14 protein-coding genes are annotated in these 19203 nt (G+C 73.0%); 7 read left to right on the top strand and 7 right to left on the bottom strand.

What is annotated here, in order from left to right:
- Positions 1–10: 10 nt before the first annotated feature.
- Genes KO353_RS02680 through KO353_RS02660 form a run of 5 tightly spaced genes read right to left on the bottom strand, consistent with a single transcriptional unit; the run spans position 11 to position 5666 of the window.
- Positions 11–892, bottom strand: coding sequence for a hypothetical protein (locus KO353_RS02680; RefSeq protein ID WP_218286232.1), 882 nt, complete (start codon positions 890–892; stop codon positions 11–13).
- Complete coding sequence (locus KO353_RS02675; RefSeq protein ID WP_218286231.1) at positions 889–1857, bottom strand: MlaD family protein; 969 nt, start codon at positions 1855–1857, stop codon at positions 889–891. The genes KO353_RS02680 and KO353_RS02675 overlap by 4 nt, the downstream gene beginning before the upstream one ends.
- The gene (locus KO353_RS02670; RefSeq protein WP_218286230.1) at positions 1854–2555 is read right to left on the bottom strand and encodes a P-loop NTPase family protein; all 702 of its coding nucleotides are present in this window, start codon (positions 2553–2555) and stop codon (positions 1854–1856) included. Before KO353_RS02670 ends, KO353_RS02675 begins: the two co-directional genes overlap by 4 nt.
- A 4-nt stretch (positions 2556–2559) precedes the next feature.
- Positions 2560–3384, bottom strand: coding sequence for an ABC transporter permease (locus KO353_RS02665; RefSeq protein WP_218286229.1), 825 nt, complete (start codon positions 3382–3384; stop codon positions 2560–2562).
- Positions 3381–5666, bottom strand: a complete 2286-nt coding sequence (locus KO353_RS02660; protein ID WP_218286228.1) for a cache domain-containing protein — start codon at positions 5664–5666, stop codon at positions 3381–3383. The genes KO353_RS02665 and KO353_RS02660 overlap by 4 nt, the downstream gene beginning before the upstream one ends.
- A gap of 336 nt (positions 5667–6002) precedes the next feature.
- Between KO353_RS02660 and KO353_RS02655 the strand changes: the two genes are divergently transcribed.
- The 7 genes from KO353_RS02655 to KO353_RS02630 are packed head-to-tail and all read left to right on the top strand — an operon-like array spanning position 6003 to position 18059.
- Positions 6003–8927 carry a virulence factor SrfB gene (locus KO353_RS02655; RefSeq protein WP_218286227.1) on the top strand — a complete coding sequence of 975 codons (2925 nt, stop codon included), beginning with the start codon at positions 6003–6005 and terminating at the stop codon, positions 8925–8927.
- Positions 8928–8937: 10 nt separating this feature from the next.
- Entirely contained in the window at positions 8938–11595 is a 2658-nt protein-coding gene (locus KO353_RS02650; protein ID WP_218286226.1) for a virulence factor SrfC family protein, read from the top strand.
- 6 nt (positions 11596–11601) lie between these two features.
- Entirely contained in the window at positions 11602–12618 is a 1017-nt protein-coding gene (locus KO353_RS16635) for an SEL1-like repeat protein (protein WP_218286225.1), read from the top strand.
- Between the two features lie 13 nt (positions 12619–12631).
- A complete protein-coding gene (locus KO353_RS16235) occupies positions 12632–14563 on the top strand; it encodes a vWA domain-containing protein (RefSeq protein WP_235691994.1) in 1932 nt (643 codons plus the stop codon).
- A complete protein-coding gene (locus KO353_RS16230) occupies positions 14560–15264 on the top strand; it encodes an ABC transporter ATP-binding protein (protein WP_235691993.1) in 705 nt (234 codons plus the stop codon). Before KO353_RS16235 ends, KO353_RS16230 begins: the two co-directional genes overlap by 4 nt.
- Positions 15257–16459, top strand: a complete 1203-nt coding sequence (locus KO353_RS02635) for an ABC transporter permease (RefSeq protein WP_218286224.1) — start codon at positions 15257–15259, stop codon at positions 16457–16459. The genes KO353_RS16230 and KO353_RS02635 overlap by 8 nt, the downstream gene beginning before the upstream one ends.
- Positions 16452–18059, top strand: coding sequence for an SUMF1/EgtB/PvdO family nonheme iron enzyme (locus KO353_RS02630; protein WP_218286223.1), 1608 nt, complete (start codon positions 16452–16454; stop codon positions 18057–18059). Before KO353_RS02635 ends, KO353_RS02630 begins: the two co-directional genes overlap by 8 nt.
- On the opposite strand, the gene KO353_RS02625 is transcribed toward KO353_RS02630, so the two are convergent.
- Positions 18044–18532, bottom strand: coding sequence for a hypothetical protein (locus KO353_RS02625; RefSeq protein WP_218286222.1), 489 nt, complete (start codon positions 18530–18532; stop codon positions 18044–18046). The two genes, KO353_RS02630 and KO353_RS02625, sit on opposite strands and share 16 nt — an antisense overlap.
- On the bottom strand, positions 18529–19203 hold the full coding sequence (locus tag KO353_RS02620; protein WP_218286221.1) for a glycine zipper 2TM domain-containing protein: 675 nt from the start codon (positions 19201–19203) through the stop codon (positions 18529–18531). Before KO353_RS02620 ends, KO353_RS02625 begins: the two co-directional genes overlap by 4 nt.

The following is a 19203-nucleotide window of genomic DNA, read 5'->3' as shown; positions in this document are numbered from 1 at the left end:
CCCGCGGCGTTCAGCGCCTGGGCGAGGCGTCTTCGGCAAGCGCAGCGAGGCCCTCGCGCGCACCGCGCACGAGTGACGTATCCGCTGCCGGCCGGCCGGCAGCCTCGGCGGCGGTGAACCAGGCGCGCGCGTCACGGTCGTTGCCCATCGCCGCCGCACTCCGGGCCGCACGCAGCCACAGATCGCCGGCAAAGCGCGTGTCGCCGCCGCGTCGTGCCGCCTCCGCCTCGAGCGCGAGCGCTCTGGCCATGCCGGGATAGTCGCGCACCTCGCGCCGCGCGGCGGCGGCGGCGGCGAGCAGCGTGCGGGCTCGGGTCGGGTCGTTCGCGATCAGCGCGCGCCTTCCCTCGAGCTCCGCCAGGTCGGCCACGAGGTCGGGCGTGCCGGAGGGCGGGATCGCCGCGATCGCCGCATCCAGTGCGACGAGGTCGCGCGCATCCGCCGCGACCAGGCCCTCGAGGAAGCGGGCGCGCGGCGCTCCCTCGCCGGCGGTGATCGTGCGGGCGAGAGCCAGCGCGGCGGACGGGTTGCCGAGCCGCCACTCCGCGGCGGCCTCGGCGAGCGTCAGCGCCTGGGGGATCGCCGCAGCGCGACGGGAGAAGTCGGCCCGTGCCTGGGCGGCGACATCGCGCGCCGCGGCGTTTCGCCCAAGGCGGAGCTCGGCGGCGGCGAGGCCGGTGGCGTTGTCGGCGATCGGCCCCGGCTCGTCACGCGCATAGGCACGCGCGAGAGCCTGGCGGAACAGCTCGGCCGCCTGCTCCGGCCGGTCCTGTCGCCAGGCGAGAAGCGCGGCGCGGGAGGTCCGCTCAAGGGTGGGGTCGGGGGGGTCGGGCGGCACGCTGCTGCCGCAGCCGGCGAGAACAAGCGCGAGCACGAGAGCCGCGCGCCTCATGGCCGAACCTCCGAGGGCGGAACGCGCTCGGGCTCCGGCGCTCCGCGCCCGCCACCGAGAAGCGGGTTGGCGCGCAGTGCTGCGAGCAGGCGCTCGAGCTCGAGCGAGGCCTGCTGCACCTGCGTGATCAGCCCGGGCAGGGCGGCGGTGGCTTGCGCCACATCGCGGGCGATCTCGCGCGTGCGCGGCGAGGCACGGGCGAGGTCGGCGGTGAGGCTTCGTGCATTGGCGAGCGACGCCTCGGCGAGCTGCACAAGCCTGGGCAGCCCTTCCGCGGCGGCGCCGGCCGAGGCAGCGGCACGGCGCACCTCGGAGACGATCAGCGTCGCCTCGGCAAGCGTTCGGTCGAGTTGTGCGGCCGCCGTCTCGAGCTCGCGGGCAAGCGTGTCGTCGGCAAGCAGGCGGCCGACCGTGCCCTGGCCCTCCGCGATCCGCTCCACCGTGTTTGCGGTCGCCCGGGTGATTCGCCCGACATCGTCGATCATCGGCACGAGCTTGGCGCGCAGTTCCTCGATGAGCTGTCCGAGGTTCTCGCCCGTCCCCTGTTCGCGCGTCACCTCGAGCACCGCATAGTCCCAGTCGAGCATCTCGCCCGTGCCGCGGGTGATCTCGAGATAAGCTGCCCCAGCGACGCCGAACTGGCGTCGGATGAACACCTTGCTGTCGCGCCGGACGAAGGTGTCCATGCCGGTCGCGAGCCGTACCTCGGCATGGAGCTGCTGCCGAGGGTCGATCACGATCCGACGAACCTCGCCGGCACGTGTGCCGAGGACCTCGACCGACGCCCCGGCGGAGAGGCCGCCCGTTCCTTCCTCGGGCAGGATCACGCGCAGCGTCAGAGCGGGGGTGAGCAGCGGCCCGAGAACGCCTGCCTGAAGCACGGCAGCGACGAAGAGAGCGAGCGCGAGGAGCACGACGCCGCCGACCCACTCGTTCACCTGCCGAAGGCGTGCTGGGCCGCTCATGCCGCCTGCTCCGCGACGGGCAGGAGCGCTCCCTGCGAGAGGCGATAGCGTGCGGTGGCGGGCAGGGTGCGATCGACCGCGCCGGGGAGGCCGCGCGTCAGCCACAGCACCGCGCCGCCGCGATCGCGCACGTCACGGACCGCCGTCATCAGCGCCGGCAGAAGACGGCTTCCGTCAATCTCGAGCGGTTCCTCGAGGATCACGAGCGCGAGCGAATTCAGGAAGGCGCGGACGAGGCCGGCGCGGTGAAGATCCTCAGGCGGCAGGTCTTCGGGGGGAACGGTCGGCAGCCCCGGCAGGCCGAAGAGCGCCGCAAGTCGTGCCGCCTCCTCGCGCAGTGCCGCGATCGGCCGGGTGGTGTGGAAGCACGGCCCAAGCAGGATGTTCTCGTCCGTGCCGAGTTCGGGAAGCCAGGCATCGCCCGCGAACAGGCGCCCGATCCGCCCGCGCATCGCCGCGGCGTGTTCTGGGGGCACCTCGCGCCAGTCGCGCCCCTGGAACAGCAGGTTGCCCGCGACGGGTGGCGACAGACCCGACGCCGCGTCGGCGAAGCGTCGGCGCCGGTGCGGTCCGCGCAGATCCGCCGTGACGAGGGCGCCGGGCGGCACGGCGAGGGTCAGCGGCGCGGTGGGCGCCTCGTCCGGGTCGAGCCGCAGACGTGACTCCTCGAAGGCGAGCACCGGGAGCCCCGTCTCCATGACGTCAGAGCACCATGCTGATGATGCCTGAGACGGCGAGTGTCGCGAGCACCATCATGCCGAACCCCGCCGGGGCGAGCCGTGCCGGCTCGGCGGCGAGCGCCGGGGCGCCGAGCACGATGGCGACCGCAACGAGCGCCACGACGAGGCCGATCGAGAGCGCCTTGAGCGGCAGAAGCACGAAGTTGGACGCCCCCATCGCGCGCAGCACATCGGCGAGGAACTCGAACAGGCCGAATGCCGTCGGGCTCAGAAGCAGAGCGAAGGCCCAGCCGGCGGCAAGCGCCGCGGTGGTGAACAGGATGGTCAGGCAGAGCGTGGCGAGAGCCGAGGCGAGCACACGCGGCAGGGCGAGATAGAGCACCGGGTCGATTCCCTGCGCATCGAGCGCCGCGATCCTGCCGCCCCGGGCGTGCTCGCCGAGCACGATCAGCGTCCGCACGCCGAACCGGCCGATCACGAGCAGGCCGACGACCACGGGCGCGACCTCGCGCCCAAGCACCGTCGTCAGCACCGTTCCGGCGAGCGACTCCTGGTCGACCGAGCCGAGCCAGTAGAGCGCCTGGAACACCATCCTAACCCCGATCAGCACGGCGGCGACCATCACCGCACCGAGCGGCAGGACCGCCGCCTCGTGCAGGGCGCGATGGAATGCCGTGCGCACCGGCCGACGCCAGCTTCGGGGGCGGAGCGCGGCGGCCAGGACGGCCGCGCCGAGGCCCGAGACGAAGGCGACCCAGCGTGCCGCGGCGACCGTCGGCGCGCCGACCGCGGCAAGCACGCCGCGGAGCGTCGACCCCGCGGGGCGGGGCTGTGCCGCCGCGGTCATGCCTCGCCGATCAGAAGAAAGGTTGCCCGCTCCCCGGCGCCGGGCACCCAGAAGCGCCCGCGCGGACGGAACACGAAGGACGAGCCAAGCCGGGCCTGAACCGCCTCCGTCACCTGCACCCCGCCGGCAGGCGCGGAGGCGGCCATCGTCTCGGCACCACGCACCGCCTCGCCCCAGATGTTGAACACGCGGCCGCCCCTCCCGACGCCGACGCCGCTGCCGCTCACCGTTCCGAGATCGATCCCGATCTGGAACGCGTTGCCCCGATCAAGCGCGGCGAAGAGCCCCGCACAGCGTTCCGTCACCTCGAGCGCGAAACGCGGGATCGCCGACGCCGCCGCCTCGGACCGGTCGCCGAACCCGTCGGCGGCGATCACCAAATCGCCCATGATGCGGAGATAGGCGAGGTTTGCCTCCTCGGCGGCCTGCTGCACCAGACGCACGATCGCGTCGAGCACGGCCGGGCCGCCCGAACGCGCTGCCGGTTCGGCAAGCCCGACCGGATCGGTCAGACGCAGAACCATCACGGTGACATCGGGAAAGAGCTCGGCGGCAAGGCCCTGCCGGGCGCCGGCGCGGGCGGCAAGCTCAGGCGAGAGCCGTTCCGCCATCGGTTCGGGCAGCCCGCGCAAGCCGCGCGCGGGGGGCGGCAGGGTGGCAAGCGCTGGCCGCTCTGTCTCCCCGCTCGCGGCGACACGACGATCGCCACCGGAGGCGAGGCCCTGCGCGCCGAGCCGCCGCGCCTCGGCCGCCGTCATCCGCGCGACCGCGATCCCTGCGATCGCAAGCGCGAAGGAGACGGCGTGGGGGAGCGGAACGGTTCCCGAGGCACGGTCCTCGACGACAAGGGCGCCCACGAGGCTGGTGCCGCGCATCGCGGGGACGACGAGCACCGCCTTCGCCCCGGTGTCGTCGAGGAGGCTCGGGCGCAGCTCGGCGGTGCGCGGGTCAGCCGCGGCATCCGCCACCTCGAACCCGTCACCGCGGCCGAGAGCGGCGAAGAAGCCCGGGTGGTCCTCGCGCCTGAGCCTCTGGCCGCGCGCATGGGTCGCGGTCGCCGAATCATAGATGTCCTCGCAGATCAGGGACTCACCCTGTCCTGCAGCACGCCACAGGCTCGCGCGCCGCGCACCCAAGGTGTCGCAGAGCGTGGCGGTGAGAAGCTCGAGCCCCTCGTCCCGGCTCGGGTCATGCACCGCAGGCGTGCGCCCCAGCCGCGCGAGCGCCTGGGCCTGCGCCGCCATCGCCCGCGCCCGGAGCTCGAGCGCGCGCTCGAGCCTATCCGCCCGTAGACCCTGCCGGACGAGCACGACGGCAAGCCCGAGGGCGAGCAGGATGACGCCGCCGCCGACGGCGGAGGCGAGCCGGCTCGCCGACCCGACGAAGCCGACGAGCTCCGCTTGGGGAACGGTGATCAGCATCGACCAGCCGCCGCCGCCCACGCCGTCGAGCCGCCCCCAGATGGCGATATGCTCGGTGCCGGCAACGGAGAAGGTGAAGCGGCCGTGGCCGTTGACGCGCCAGAGGTCGAAGGCTCGCGCGAGCACCGCGTCGCCAAGCTCGTCAAGCCGCGGGCGGACCAGCGCGCCCTCCTGCTCGCGCACCGTGCGCGACGCATCCGAATGGGCGACGATCCTGCCCTCCCGGTCGACGAGCACGGCACGGCCGGTCCGGCCGATCTCGAGCCGCGCGAGGAAGGTGGAGAGGTCGTCGAGCCGGATGTCGACGCCGAACACGCCGCGCACCTCGCCGTCGCGGCGGAAGGCGACCGCGGCCGTCACCCCCGGCGCGCGATCGGTGAAGAAGATGTAGGGCTCGGTCCAGACCACGCCGGGGTTTGCGACCGCCGCGAGATACCATGGCCGGGTGCGCGGATCGAACGTGTCGGACGGGTCCTCCTCGACGGCGAGGACGGCGTCGTTTCGGTCACGCCGCACCCAGGTGACACGCCGCGGCCCGGGATGCTCCTCGATCGTCTTGGTGTCGAACCCGCCCTCGGCGTTGCGGCGCGGCAACAGATAATTCCCGTTCGGGGAAGCGAGCGACACGAGCGCGATCGAGGGCACCGTGCGCAACAGGCTCAACGAGAGCCGCTCGGCATCGTCGCGCATGACGGGCCCGAGCCGCTCATCGGCATGAATCGTGTGCAGGAGCGTCAGCGCCCGTTCGGCAGGGTCGAGCCACTTGGCGACGCGCGACACGATCCGCCGCTCGGGCCCTTCGAGCAGCTCATCCGAGAGGGCGAGAGCGCCGCGGTGGTTGCTCTCGTGGGCGGCAAACAAGAAGGCCGATCACCGAGAGCACGAGCAGAAGCGCGGCGCCGATCGGGGCGACCACGCGTATCGCCTGCCTGCGGGAGGCGCGGCGCTCCTCTCTCGGGTCGGCCCCGAGACGGACGATCTCGGCCTCGCTCATCGCCACGATCCTGGCCGGAGCGGCAGCCACGGCGCTAGGGCGCGCGCTGCGTCCTGCGCCTGTGCTTGGCTGAGGCGCACGCTTCCGCCATCATCTTCTGCGATGAACCGGCGGCGCCGCGCCGCAGCAGCCGCCTTGCGCCCCGGACCAGAGCCGTGCCCGTCCCAGAGCCCCCTTCCCGCAGCCGCCCCCTTGTCAGCCTGGTGCCGCAGAGCGGCATCCAGATCGTCGATCTGCGCTGCGACCTCGCCGCGCTGCCGCGGCTCACACGGTCATTCTGGGAGGAGGAGCTGCGCGAGGAGCCCGGGCCGGACGGGCGGCCGCGGATCATCCTGCGCATGCTCGAGGCCGACCGCGACGGCACGCTGTTCGACCCGGTGACCGGGGCGCGACCGCCAGAGGACCGGATCTACCAGATCGGCCGCGCCCAGGCGCTTGAGCCGGCGCTCGGCACCTGGACGCCGCTTCCCTATTTCCAGGTCAAGGGCCCGCGCCCCGATGGCGGGCTCGCGCTCGACGAGGGGCCGACCAACTGGGCACGGCTTCGGATCGCCCCGCTGCCCGAGCCGGACCGGGCCGGCAACACGCATGCGATCACACTCGCCTTCGACACCGGCCTCCTGCCGCGTGGCACGCCCTATGTCGCGCTCGCGCCGACGGCGGAGGAGACGGAGTATGCGCTGGCCGTCGAGGGAGCCCAGAACGCCTGGTTCCTCAAGGAGCTCTGGGTCGACCAGTGGCTCGAGGCGAACTTCCGCGAGGCACGCCAGGCGGCGCGCGGCGGCCGCCCGCTCAGGCCCGAGGACCTGACGTGGCGGGCCGAGCACTGGGCGCGCATGCTCACCCTGCTTGCCATCCTCGACGAGTGGGGCAGCATGCCCCGGGTGAAGGTGATGGCCTCCTCCGGGCTCGTCCCCACCTACCGGCCGATCGATGTCGATCTCGTGCTCGACATCGGCAATGCCCGAACCTGCGGCATCGTGGTCGAGGACCACCCCGACCGTCCGCTCGACTTCAACAACGGCTATGTGCTGCGCCTGCGCGACCTCTCCGCGCCCGAGCGCGTCTACGAACAGCCCTTCGAGAGCAGGGTTGAGTTCGCGCGCGCAAGCTTCGGCCGAGATGCGCTGAGCCGACGCTCCGGCCGCGCCAACGCGTTCCACTGGGCAAGCCCGGTTCGCGTAGGGCCCGAGGCGGTCCGGCTCTCGGCCGATGCGCGCGGCAACGAGGGTGCGACGGGGCTCTCCTCCCCGAAGCGCTATCTGTGGGACACACGGCCGACCGCTCTCGTCTGGCGCTTCAACGGCCGAGGCGCCGACGGCACGACCACCGAGCCGCCGGTGAGCGGGCCGTTCATGGAGCATGTGAGCGAGGAGGGTGAGGTTCTCGAGACGATAGGGCACCGCCTTCCCGCCGCCTCCCGGGCGCGCTTCTCGCGCTCCTCGCTCACCACCTTCATGCTCGCCGAGATCCTGATGCAGGCGGCGGTGCAGATGAACGCCCCCGACATCCGCGCCGCCCGAGGCTCGGTGCATGTGCCGCGGCGGCTGCGGCGCCTCGTGCTCACCCTGCCGCCGGCGATGCCGCTCGCCGAGCAAAGGATCCTCAAGGACCGTGCCCGCGCCGCCGTCGATCTCGCCTGGAAGCTGATGGGCTGGAGCGAGGAACGGGCGGATCCGGCCCTGCCGCGGCCCGCGTCGAAGCCGGAGATCATCGCAAGCCTCGACGAGGCGACGGCAACACAGCTCGTCTGGCTCTACAACGAATGCCGCTGGAAGCTCCGCTCCGACCCGAGACTCCTGTTCGAGCTCAAGGGCCGCGTCCGCCCCCGCTACGGCCCGGGGCCATCGTTGCGGATCGCCTCGATCGACATCGGCGGCGGAACGACGGACCTGATGGTCGCGACCTACACCGCGGGCGAGGGCCAGGCGATCACGCCGAAGCAGAACTTCCGTGAGGGGTTCCGGATCGCCGGCGATGAGGTGCTGCAGGCGGTCATCCAGACCATCCTTCTGCCGCAGCTCGAGGCGGCTCTTGCCGCCGCAGGAACGAGAGGGCCGAAGGCGATGCTGCGCGAGCTTCTGGCCGGAGCGCGTGCCGGGCAGAGCGAGCAGGAGCGCCACCTCGCCCGCCAGTTCGTGGCGCTCGTTCTCGAGCCGATCGGCATCGCCTCCTTGCGCGCCTATGAGGGCTTGCGCGGGCGGGAGGGGGGGGAGGTGCTGCGTGCGCCGGCCGCCGAACTGCTTGCCGGGCTTCCGGCCGGGGAGCGCGCAATCGCGCATCTCGAGGACCTCGCCGCCGCACGGGGTGCGACGGGGTTCCGCTTCGGCGAGGTCGTGTTCTCCGCCACCGCGGCGCAGATCGATTCGGTCGTCGTCGCCGCACTCGGCCCGGTTCTCGCCGAGCTCACCGAGGTCGTGCACGCCTTCGACGTCGACGTGCTTCTGCTCTCCGGCCGCCCGTCGCGCCTGCGAGCGGTGAAGGACGTGGTCACCTCGAGGCTGCCTGTGCCGCCCCACCGCATCGTCGCGATGGACGCCTACGCGGTCGAGCAGTGGTACCCGTTCCGTGACCCCTCGGGCCACATCTCCGACCCGAAGACGACCGCGGCGGTCGGGGCGATGATCTCGGCCACCGCCGAAGGGCGGCTCGAGGGCTTCCTGCTCCGCTCCTCGCGCCTTGCCATGGCCTCGACCGCGCGCTTCTTCGGGCTGATGGACCAGACTGGACAGATCCGCGACGCGAACGTGCTCTTGCGCGAGCCCGACCTCGCCGCGCGGCCGCAGGGGCAGGGGGTGTCGTTCAGGATCCCCTTCGCCGCGCCGGCCTTCCTCGGCTTCCGCCAGCTCGACCTTGAGCGATGGACAGCGACCCGCCTCTACCGGATCGAGTTCGCCAACCCCGCTTCCGTCCGCCGCCTCGCGCTTCCGCTCACCGTCACGATCGAGCGGTCGGACATCGACCCCGACGCACCGGACGCCGAACTCAGGCGTGAGGAGTTCCGCGTCACCGAGGTGGTCGATGCGGAGGGTGACAACCTGCGCACGAGCGAGGTGACGCTGAGGCTTCAGACTCTCGAGGAGGAGGCCGGCTACTGGCGCGACACCGGGGCACTGACCGTGCCATGAACGGGAGACAATGAGCCCAGGGACGGACACCGCCGCCGGCATCGCAGCGGGCCTCGCACCAGAGGACGCGACGCTTGCCGCGCGCTGCGCCTCCGTCGCCGAGGCGGCCGCCGAGGCGCTCGGCTGGATCGCCGAGAACGGCGCGGTGGTCCGCGAAGCGGCGCCGGCGCTTGCGCGCGACTTCCGACGCTTCGGGCTTGCCGCGCGCAAGCTCGCCGCCGCCGCGCAGCGGCCGATGTGCGTCTCGGTGTTCGGCCCCTCCCAGGCCGGGAAGAGCTACCTGATCTCGGCTCTGGCGCGGAAGGGCACCAACCCGGTCACCGCCGTGTTCGGGGCCGAGACGGTCGACTTCGTGCGCAGGATCAACCCGGAAGGCGGCAAGGAGGCGACCGGCCTCGTGACCCGGTTCACCATGCGCCCCACGCCCGGGCTTCCCGGCGCCCCGGTCACGGTGCGGATGCTGACGCAGACGGACGTGGTGAAGATCCTCGGCAATTCCTTCCTCGAGGACTTCAACCGCGACTCCATCACCCCGCTCGCGCCCGAGGCTCTGGCGAAGCACCTCTCGGGGCTCGCCGCGCGCGCGCGCTCCGCCCCGGCGAAGGGCCTCGACGAGGACCTCGTCTACGATCTTCAGGAGTATTTCGAGCGCTATTTCCGGGGCCACCCGGTGATCCTCACCCTCGGTGGCGCCTATTGGCGCGAGGCGGCTGAGCTTGCGCCGCTCTTGTCGGTGGCCGACCGGGCGGAGCTGTTCGCGCCTTTGTGGAACCTGCTTCCCGCCTTCACCGCCACCGCTCGGCGCCTGACCGAGGCGCTCGAGTGCTTGGGCGACCCCGACGAGGCCTTCTTGCCGCTCGCCGCACTCCTGCCGCGCGAGATCAGCGTGATCAACGTCGATACGCTGGACACACTCGCCGCCCCCGATCCCGGCAACCCGCTTCCCGTCACCACCCGTTCGGGACGGACGGCGACGCTGCCGCGCGCCGTCGTCACCGCGCTGATCGCCGAGCTGCGGCTGACGCTCGCCGAACTCCCGTGGGATTTCATGGCCTCGACCGACCTGCTCGACTTCCCGGGCGCCCGCTCACGCGAAGTGCTGAGCGATCCGGAGGGCTACCTGAGGGACCCGGCGAAGCTCGCCCCCCTCTATCTGCGCGGCAAGGTCGCCTATCTCTACCAGCGCTACGTCGCCGACCAGGAGCTCACCGCGATGCTGCTCTGCATCGGGCCCTCCAACCAGGACGTGCGCACGCTGCCGAACATGGTGCGCGAGTGGGTCGATGCCACGCACGGCGCCACGGCAGAGGAGCGGGCCCGGCAGCCGACCGCCCTGTTTCTCGTTCTGACCAAGTTCGACGCCGAGTTCGAGGAGGCGCAGGGCAAGTCGGACGTCGGCACGGGCGAGGGGATGAACCGCTGGACGGCGCGGATCCAGGCGAGCATCACCCGCTACCTCGCGCTCGACCATCAATGGCCGCTCGAATGGACGCCCGGGCGCCCGTTCGACAACACGTTCTGGCTGCGCAACCCGAACTTCATCAACAAGGGCCTGCTCGACTACGACGCCGCCCGGCGAGAGATCGGCGTGCGCGAACCCGATCGCGTGGCGCGGCTGCGCGAGGAGTTCGTCAACACCGAGGCGGTGAAGCGGCACTTCGCCGACCCGGCCCGCGCCTGGGACGAGGCGATGCGGCTGAACGACGGCGGCGTGAGCTACCTTGCTGAGCGGCTCGCGCCCGTGTGCAACCCTGCGCTCAAGCGCGGCCAGGTGGCGGCGCGCCTTGCCGCGCTCGCCCGCACGATGGCACAAAGGCTCGATCCGTTCCACGTCAGTGACGATCGCGAGGCGGAACGGAAGAAGCGCCGCGCAGAAGGCGCACAGGCCGCCCGCGCGATGGCCGCCGCAGCGGCCGCACAGCGCTTCGGCCTGATGCTGAAGGCGATGATGGTGGAGGCGGAGGCGCTCGAGGCGGCGTTCAGGCGCCTGCTTCTTGCCGCGCCGGAGGAGGCGGCGAAACCCGCGATTGTCGGCGCCGCCGTCGCCGAAGACGCTCTCGCCTCAGAGCTCGCGAGCCTGTTTGGTGAGGACGCGACCCCCGCACCGGCCGCGCGCGCCACCGACATGGCCGACCGCCTGGCCGAGGCGGCGCTCGAGACCTGGGGCGAGCGGCTCGCCGCCTTCGCTGCCGACGAGGCGACGCTAGGGTTCCTGCGCCTGCCGCGCGATGCGGCGGTGTTCATCGCCACACAGATCGAGGCCGGAGCCTCGACGCGCGGCCTGCGCGAGGAGATCGCGCGCCGCGTGCGCTCGCTGGCGGGCTTCCACGAGCGGCTCTCCGACAGCCTGATCCGGCCGGTGATGGTGGCCGAGCGCATGATCAACGACCATGTCGCCTTCCTCGGTTTCGACCGCGTGCCAGAGGCGGAGCGGCCGAAGGTTCCGCGCGACGGGCGGGCGGTGTTCGCCGCCCGCGAGGCGGCCGAGGACATCCCCGCCCTCGGCCCCACCCCGCTTCCCTTCGAGGCCACGTTCACCGTGGACTGGATCACCGCCTTCGCGAAGCTGATCGACCTCAACGTCGATCACGCCTTCGGCGGCCAGGTGAACGCGGAGGCGAACGCGCGCCTCGGGCGCATCCTCGGCACGCTGCGCGCCGCCGCCTGAGACGCCATGCCGCCACCGCTTCGTGCCGAGGCAGACCCGTCACGCCCGCTCGGGCACGCGCGGATCGTGCTTCGCGGCGTTGCGGAGGGGGCAGATCTGCGCTTTGGGCTGATGCGCGAGGGCTATCCGGCGGCCCATCTCGGCCCGCGCGGCTGGCAGCTCGGCGAGGCGGTGCTCGAGCCGGCGGCGGTGGAGAGCGAAGGCGGGGCGCCGGTGATCATCCTCGGGCCCGCTCTCGTGCGGCACATCGAGCCTGGGCCGCTCACCCTGAGGCTGCCGGCGCTCGGGCGCGACCTGCCGCTGTTCTGGCCTGCCGACATCCCCGTCTATGACGCGGGCGACGACACGCGTGCGCTCGCCGTGGCCGGGCGCAGCGCGGCGGACACAGCGCGAGGTCCCGCCGCGACGGCCCCACCCCCGGGCGGCGACGACGCGACGGTCATGCCCTCAAGCCTTCCACCTCCGCCGCCCGTCCAGCCCCCGGCGCGCCGGCGGCGCGTCCCGCTCGTTCCGGCCGCGCTCGCCGCCGTGGTGGTGGCCGGCGCTGCCGGGGCGGCCTTGTGGTGGCTTTCCGGCGACGAGCCGGCGCCGCTCGCCTCGCTTCCGGCGGCAACGCCCACCCCACCACCTCCTCCCCCCTGGCCGGAGGGAACCGATGGGCTTTCCCTGCCGGAGGTGGTCGCGCGAGCCCCGAGCGCGGAGGGAATCCTCGCTGTCGCACTGCGACGCCAGGCGGCGGGGCGGCATGACGACGCGCTGGTCCTGTTCGAGGAGGCGGCCGATCGCGGCGTCGCCGCTGCCTACACGGCTCTCGGCCGGCTCTACGACCCGAACGGCTTCCAGCCCGGCCGGCCCTTCACCGCGCCCGACCTACGCCAGGCGGCCCTCTACTACCGACGCGCCGCGGAGGCAGGGGACACGCAGGTGTTGCCCCTGCGCGAGGCTTTGCGGACGTATCTTAAAGCGGCCGCCGCTGCCGGCAACGCCACCGCGGCGGAGGCGCTTGCCGAGTTCTGGCCCTAAGGAGGTGCAGCCGATGACGCTTCTCGCGCGCGTGGTGCTATGCGTCGCCCTGCTGTGGCAGGCCGTCGTGGTCGCGCCGGAGGCGGAGGCGCAAGCGCGCCGGCCGCTGCTCGTCGAAGGCACGACGACGCTCTACCAGCGCGTGATCACCCGCCCCGGAGCGACTCTCGCTCCGCGCCCCGACGCTCCTGGCCGCCCCATCCCCGGCTTCAGCGTGTTTTACGTCTACGCACGCGGCGGGGAGGGGGAGGGGGCCTGGCTCGAGGTGGGAGAGGGGGCGGAGGGGCGAACGGCGGGCTTCCTCCGTGCCTCGGCGGCGATCGAGTGGCGGCACACCATGATCGCCGCCTTCACCAACCCGGCAGGCCGCGACCGGGCGATGTTCTTCCGCGACGCCGAGACGGTGCGCGAGGCCTGGACGGCGCCCGATCGCGCCGCGCGCGCCGCCGCCTGGCGCGCCGCCGCCGCAGCCACGCCGCCCTCCGGCCCCGTCATCGCGCTCGAGCCCGAGAGCTTCGTCGACATCACCCGCCAGTTCTACCTGCTGCCCATCGTCTCGGCGCGTCTGATGGAGCCGGAGCGCGGCCCCTCGGCGCGCCTGCTCGAGGTGATCAGCGCCCCCGCCCGCGAGGCCGCAGCGCGCACAAGCCCCGAGGCTCTGCGCGACTTCCGCGGCGCGGTGGTGTTCGTGGTCGACACCACGATCTCGATGGAGCCCTACATCGCCCGAACCCGCGAGGCGATCGCGCGCGTGGTGAAGCGGATCGGCGATACGGCCGTGCGCGACAATTTCCGCTTCGGCATGGTGGTGTACCGCGATTCCATGCAAGGCCGGCCGGCGCTCGAATACACCTCACGCCTCGTCGCGCTCCCCGATTTCCGCGAAGCGCCCGATGCGCTGCTCGGGCGCATCGCCGACATCCGCGAGGCGACGGTCTCGACCGACGGGTTCGACGAGGACGCTCTCGCCGGGCTCAAGACCGCTCTCGACGAGATCAAGTGGAGCGAGTTCGGCGGCCGCTACATCATCCTGATCACCGATGCTGGAACCCACGAGGCGCCCGACCCGCGCTCCTCCACCGGGCTCACGGTCGAGGGACTGCGTGCTCTCGCCCGTTCGGAGGCGAAGCAGGTGGCGATCTACGCGATCCATCTCCGCACGCCGGAGGGGCGGCACAACCATGCCCGCGCCGAACGTCAATGGCGCCGACTGACGGAGTTCCCAGGCGTGGGCTCGCTCTACTATCCGGTTCCGGAAGGAAGGCTCGATCTCTTCGGGGAGGTGGTCGATACGCTGACGGACGCGATCCTGCAGCAGGTCGCCGACACGGTCGGCAGGCCGATCGGCGGGCTCGCGCCCGCACGCAACGCGACCCAGAGGCGGATCGCCGAGGAGACGGCGGTCGTCGCGCATGCGATGCGGCTCTCCTGGCTCGGCCGCGCGACCGGTGCGACAGCACCGGAGCTCATCCGCGCCTTCACCGTGGACGAGGACTGGACCGATCCGTCGCCCGTGCGCCGCCCGCTCGAGGTGCGCGTGCTTCTGACGCGAAACCAGCTCTCCGATCTCGCAAGCACGCTTCGCGGCATCATCGAGGCCGGCACGGCCGGGCGGCTCGCGCCCGAGACGTTCTTCGAGCGGCTCCGCGGCCTCGCCGCCGCGCTCTCGCGCGACCCGAGGCGGATCGCCGAGCTGCAGCGCGTGGCCGGTGTGTTCGGGGACTATCTCGACGGCCTCCCCTACCGCTCCGCGATCATGGACATCACCCAGGACGAGTGGGTGACGATGGGAGCGGGCGCGCGGCGGGAGATCATCAACGCGCTCGCCGCGAAGCTCAGGCTCTACGAGGAGTTCGCCCGGCAACCGGAGCTCTGGGTGAATCTCGATCGGGCGCGAAGCCCGAACGAGGCGATGTATCCCGTGCCGCTTTCCGCCCTGCCGTGAGCGCGCCTGCGCTCGAGATCGAGGGCCTCGTGCGCACCAACGGCTCGGGCGCCGGCGCCTTCGCGCTCGAGGTCGATCGCTTCGTGCTGCGCGCCGGCGAGGCGATCGCGGTCGCCGGCGCTTCGGGCTCCGGTAAGAGCACCTTCCTCGATCTCGCCGCTCTCGCCGTGCAGCCCGACCGTGCGGGCCGGCTTGCGATCGCGGGTGAGGATGCCGCTCCGCTCTGGCGCGCAGGCGACGGGGAGGCACTTGCGCGTCTGCGCGCGCGCGGCATCGGCTATGTGCTGCAGAGCGGTGCTTTGCTCCCCTTCGTCACGGTGCGGGCGAACATCGCGCTGCCGCAACGCCTTGCCGGACGCGAAGACGGGGGCAGGGTCGCGGCGCTCGCCGCCACGCTTGGGATCGCCGATCTGCTCGGGCGTATGCCGGGCACGCTCTCGGTCGGGCAGCGGCAGCGTGCGGCGATCGCCCGCGCGCTGAGCCACCGCCCCGCACTCGTTCTCGCCGACGAGCCGACGGCCGCGCTGCACCCCGAGATGGCCGATACAGTGCTCGACCTCCTCGTGCGCGAGACGGCGGCGAGCGGGGCGGCGCTCCTGCTCGCGACCCACGACCCCGACCGTGCCCTGCGCTTCGGCCTTCCGGTGGTGCCGATCACGCCCGTGCATGGCCAGAGCCGCTCGAGGCTCTGCCATGGCTGAGGCCCGGCTCGCGGTCGCGCTCGCGGTCGCCGATGCGCGGCACGAGATGCGGCTGTCGCTCGCGACCGTGATCGGCATCGCCGCCGTCCTCGCCCCGCTGATCGTGCTCGCGGGGCTGAAGGCGGGAATCGTCTCGGCGATCCGCGAGGGGCTGACGGCGAGCCCGCGCGCGCGCGAGGTGGTGAACATCGCCAACCGCAGCTTTGACCAGGAGTTCTTAGCCGCGCTTCGGGCGCGGCCAGATGTCGCCTTCGTCATCCCCCGAACCCGAACGCTTGCCGCGATCGGCGGCTTGGCGCGTCTCGACGCGCCCGACGCCCCGGTTCGGGGGGAGCTTCTTGCGACCGCCCCGGGCGACCCGCTGCTCGCGGGTCTCCCCACGCCGTCGGGGCGCCAGGCGGTGCTGTCGCGGGCGCTCGCCGACCGGCTCGGTGTCTCAGCTGGCGAAACGATCCGGCTTCGCGTTGACCGGATCATGGGCGGCGCACGCGAGACCCTCGCCCTCTCCGTCACCGTCGCCGCCGTCGCGCCGCCCGCCTCCTTCGGCCGCGAGGCGGCGTTCCTGCCGCTGCCGCTTCTGTTGCTCGTTGAGGATTTCCAGGACGGCTTGATCGGGCCGGAGCCGCCGCCAGCGGAGGCAGAGCCGGACCCGGCGCGCCTCTACGCGGGTTTTCGCCTCTATGCCCGAACGCTCGAGGACGTGGTCGCGATCGACCGCGACCTGCGACGCCAGGGGATCGACGTCGCGACACGGGCGGAGGACGTCGCCGCCCTGCTCGCGCTCGACCGGAACCTCGCCGTCCTGTTTGCGGCCATCGCCGCGCTCGGGGGTGCGGGCTATCTCGTCGGGCTCGGGGTCGGGCTGTATGCGAATGTCGAGCGCAAGCGTCGCGAGCTTGCGCTGTTGCGCCTGATGGGGCTGTCGGCGCGCGGGCTCGTTGCCTTTCCCGCGGCCCAAGCCGCGCTGTTCGCTCTCGCCGGCTCGGCGCTTGCCGCGCTCGTCGCGCTCGGGCTCGAGGGGTTCGTCAACCGTCTCGATCTTGCCGTCGCCGAGGGCAGGCCCGTTTCCGTGATCAGCGCGCGCGACCTCGCGCTTGCCGCCGCGGCCACGCTCGCGGGAGGGCTCGCCGCCGCCGGCGTCGCGGCGCGCCGCGCGGCGCGGATCGCGCCAGGGGAGGGGGTCCGCGATGCCTAAGGCCCTCATCTCCCTTCTCTTGCTTCTGCTTCTGCTTCTGCCTCCGCCTGCCGCCGCACAGCCACCCTGGCCGGAGGCGTTCTGGAACCCGGCTCCCTTGCACGACGATCTCGTTCTGCCCCTGCCCTGCGGCGGGCGCATGGCGTTCCGTCCCGTCGAGACGCCGATGGGGGAGGGGCCGCTCGCCGACCGTGCGGTTACGCTCGGCCAAGCCGAGACCGGAGCCGACTATGCCGAGTTCCCGCGCCGTGCCCATATCGCCGGGCCGTTCGAGCAAGGCGGGAAGCGTCTCTACTGGCTTGGCAAGTACGAGGTCACGCGCGACCAGTACGCAGCCGTGATGGATGCCTCCTGCCCCACTCCGTCCGAGGCGGGGCGAGTGGCGAAAGCTGAGGTCTCGTGGTTCGACGCCGTCGCCTTCACAGCGCGGCTTTCGGCCTGGTGGCTCGGCCATGCGCGCGAGTCCCTGCCGCGGCGCGGCGAGGCACTCGCCTTCGCGCGCCTGCCGACGGAGGAAGAGTGGGAATACGCCGCCCGCGGCGGCACCTCCGTCGGCGAGGGGGAGTTCTCTGCGCGCACCCCGCCCTTCGCCGAGGGCCTCGCGGCGCATGCCTGGTTCGCCGGGCCTGCCTCCGCCGCCGGGCGGGTGCGCGCGGTGGGCAGCCTCAAGCCGGGGCCGCTCGGGCTGCATGACATGCTCGGCAACGTCGCCGAATGGGTGCTCGAGCCCTACCGTCTGACCGTTGTCGGCCGCCCGCACGGCCAGGCGGGCGGGGTGGTGGCGCGCGGCGGGCACATCCTGACGGAGGAGGCGCAGCTTCGCTCCTCCCTGCGCGAGGAGTATCCCCCGTTCAACCCGCGCACGGGTGCGCCGCTTGCGCTTCGCACCATCGGCTTGAGGGTGGCGCTCGGGGCCGTCGTGATGGTGAATGACACCACGCCCGAGGCGCTCGCGCGTGCCGTCGAGGCGGAGGCGAGGGGGCGGGAGAGAGCGGCCGAGAACCCCGCCAGCCTTCTCGCCGCGCTCAAGCGCGAGACCGCCGACGAGGCGCTCAGGCGCGGGATCACGCGAGTGGAGACCGCGCTAGCCGAGGAGAGCCGCGCTCGCGCCGAGCAGGAGGCGGCGGCTCTGAAGGCGCAGATCGAGGCGGCCGCCACGCTCGCCCGGACAGTCGCTCTGGCGCGCGGCAACCTGGCGGTGTTCGGGGCGATCCGCGGCCTGCTCGACGGGATGGGTCCACTCCTGCCGGCCGAGGCACGTCCGCCGGTGGCGAACGCCTCGGCCGCGCTCGCGCGTCGGATCGAGGACACGCCGGGTGCGATCGGCCAAGTGCTCGACGCCTACCTGCGGATCATCCGCGAGGGGGCCGAAGCGCCTGCCTCCGTGATCGCCGCGCAGGAGCGCGTGGTGGTCGAGGAGATGCGGGCGCGGCGCCTCTCCCTGATGCCGGAACTCGCCGCCCTGGCGGGGCGGCAGATGCGCGCGGTGAAGCTCGGCCGTCTGCCCACACCGGAGACGGCCGAACGCGAGATCCTCGCCGCAGCCTCCATCACTCCCCCCGCGCAGCCGGCGTCGCCAGGGGGTCAGAGGCGGCCATAGGCCTCGAGGGCGCGGTTGAGCTCTCGGCTCTGGCGCTCGAGCCGGTCGGCTGTCGCCGGGTCCGGGCGCCGGGCGGCGGCGGCGCGCTCGCGGTCGAGCCTCTCGAGCCGGTCTTGCAGCACCGCCCCCTGAGGATCGTTCGGCCGGCCCGCCCGGGCTTCGGCGAGGGCGCGCTTGAGCCGCGCGATCTCGCCTTCAAGTGCGGCCAAGCGGCGTTCAGCATCGCGCAGCGCGGCGGCGGAGGCGGCCTGGCGGCGCTCGGCCTCGATCGCGGCCGCGCGTGCCTGGAGCGCGCGCGTCTCGGCGGCGGTGGCCTCCGCCTCGCGAGCGCGTGCCTGGCGCTCGTCCTCGCCCGTGATCGCGGCGCCGATTCCGCCGAAGAAGCCGCGCTCCGCCGCCGGCCGCTCGGCGCCGCAGGCAGCGACCAGGAGCAGCGTGGCGAGAAGGAGAGGGCTTGGCAGCGCCACGGTCACGCCGCCGGAAGCTGGGCAAGCGCGCCTTCGAGCTCGCGCGCCGCCTCCTCCATGCGCCGGCGGCTTTCCTGCACCGAGGCGGCCTGGGGAACGCCGTCGGCACGCATCGCCCCTTCGACCTTGCGCGAATGCGCGATCGCCTCGTTCATCAGGGCGAGGTCCTCTCGCGCCGTCGCGACCTGAGCGCTGAGCTGGGCGGCGGTCGCCTGCCCGGCCTTGACGCGGGCCTGGAGCGCGGCGAGGCGTTCGCGGTTCTCCTTCGCCACCTGTTCGGCCGCGAGCGCGGTGCGCTCAAGCTCCGCCGCCTCCTGGTTGGCCGCCGCGATGCGCGCCTGCGCCGCCTGCTCGCGCGTCGCATAGCGCTCATTCCGCGCGGCGATGTAGGTGCCCGCCGCTCCTCCGACGGCGGCGCCGGCAAGCGCACCGAGAGCGGCACCCTCGCCGCGGCTGCGCGGCCCCGCGAGCAGCGCGCCGAGCAGCCCGAGAGCGAGCGCGCCAGCCACCACTCCCGTCGCGACCGTGTCGTTGAACCGCTGGTTCTGGGCGCGGAGCTGCTGCTGCGCGGGTGTGAGCGGCTCGCCGCCCGGCCCGGTCGTGGCGCAGGCGGAGAGCAGCATCAGCGCGGCGGCCGTGGCCGCGAGGCTTCGGGTGCGGACAATACGGATCAGCAT

It is taken from the genome of Elioraea tepida (assembly GCF_019203965.1).
Lineage (GTDB): Bacteria > Pseudomonadota > Alphaproteobacteria > Acetobacterales > Acetobacteraceae > Elioraea_A > Elioraea_A tepida.
The sequence above is the reverse complement of the archived record's forward strand: the minus strand, read 5'-3'. Positions and strand labels throughout refer to the sequence as shown.

Coding starts and splice junctions, on each gene's coding strand:
- KO353_RS02670 (WP_218286230.1), bottom strand. CDS start 2,555: ATGGAGACGGGGCTCCCGGTGCTCGCCTTCGAGGAGTCACGTCTGCGG.
- KO353_RS16235 (WP_235691994.1), top strand. CDS start 12,632: ATGACGCTTCTCGCGCGCGTGGTGCTATGCGTCGCCCTGCTGTGGCAG.
- KO353_RS02680 (WP_218286232.1), bottom strand. CDS start 892: ATGAGGCGCGCGGCTCTCGTGCTCGCGCTTGTTCTCGCCGGCTGCGGC.
- KO353_RS02675 (WP_218286231.1), bottom strand. CDS start 1,857: ATGAGCGGCCCAGCACGCCTTCGGCAGGTGAACGAGTGGGTCGGCGGC.
- KO353_RS02665 (WP_218286229.1), bottom strand. CDS start 3,384: ATGACCGCGGCGGCACAGCCCCGCCCCGCGGGGTCGACGCTCCGCGGC.
- KO353_RS02630 (WP_218286223.1), top strand. CDS start 16,452: ATGCCTAAGGCCCTCATCTCCCTTCTCTTGCTTCTGCTTCTGCTTCTG.
- KO353_RS16635 (WP_218286225.1), top strand. CDS start 11,602: ATGCCGCCACCGCTTCGTGCCGAGGCAGACCCGTCACGCCCGCTCGGG.
- KO353_RS02620 (WP_218286221.1), bottom strand. CDS start 19,203: ATGCTGATCCGTATTGTCCGCACCCGAAGCCTCGCGGCCACGGCCGCC.
- KO353_RS02635 (WP_218286224.1), top strand. CDS start 15,257: ATGGCTGAGGCCCGGCTCGCGGTCGCGCTCGCGGTCGCCGATGCGCGG.
- KO353_RS02650 (WP_218286226.1), top strand. CDS start 8,938: ATGAGCCCAGGGACGGACACCGCCGCCGGCATCGCAGCGGGCCTCGCA.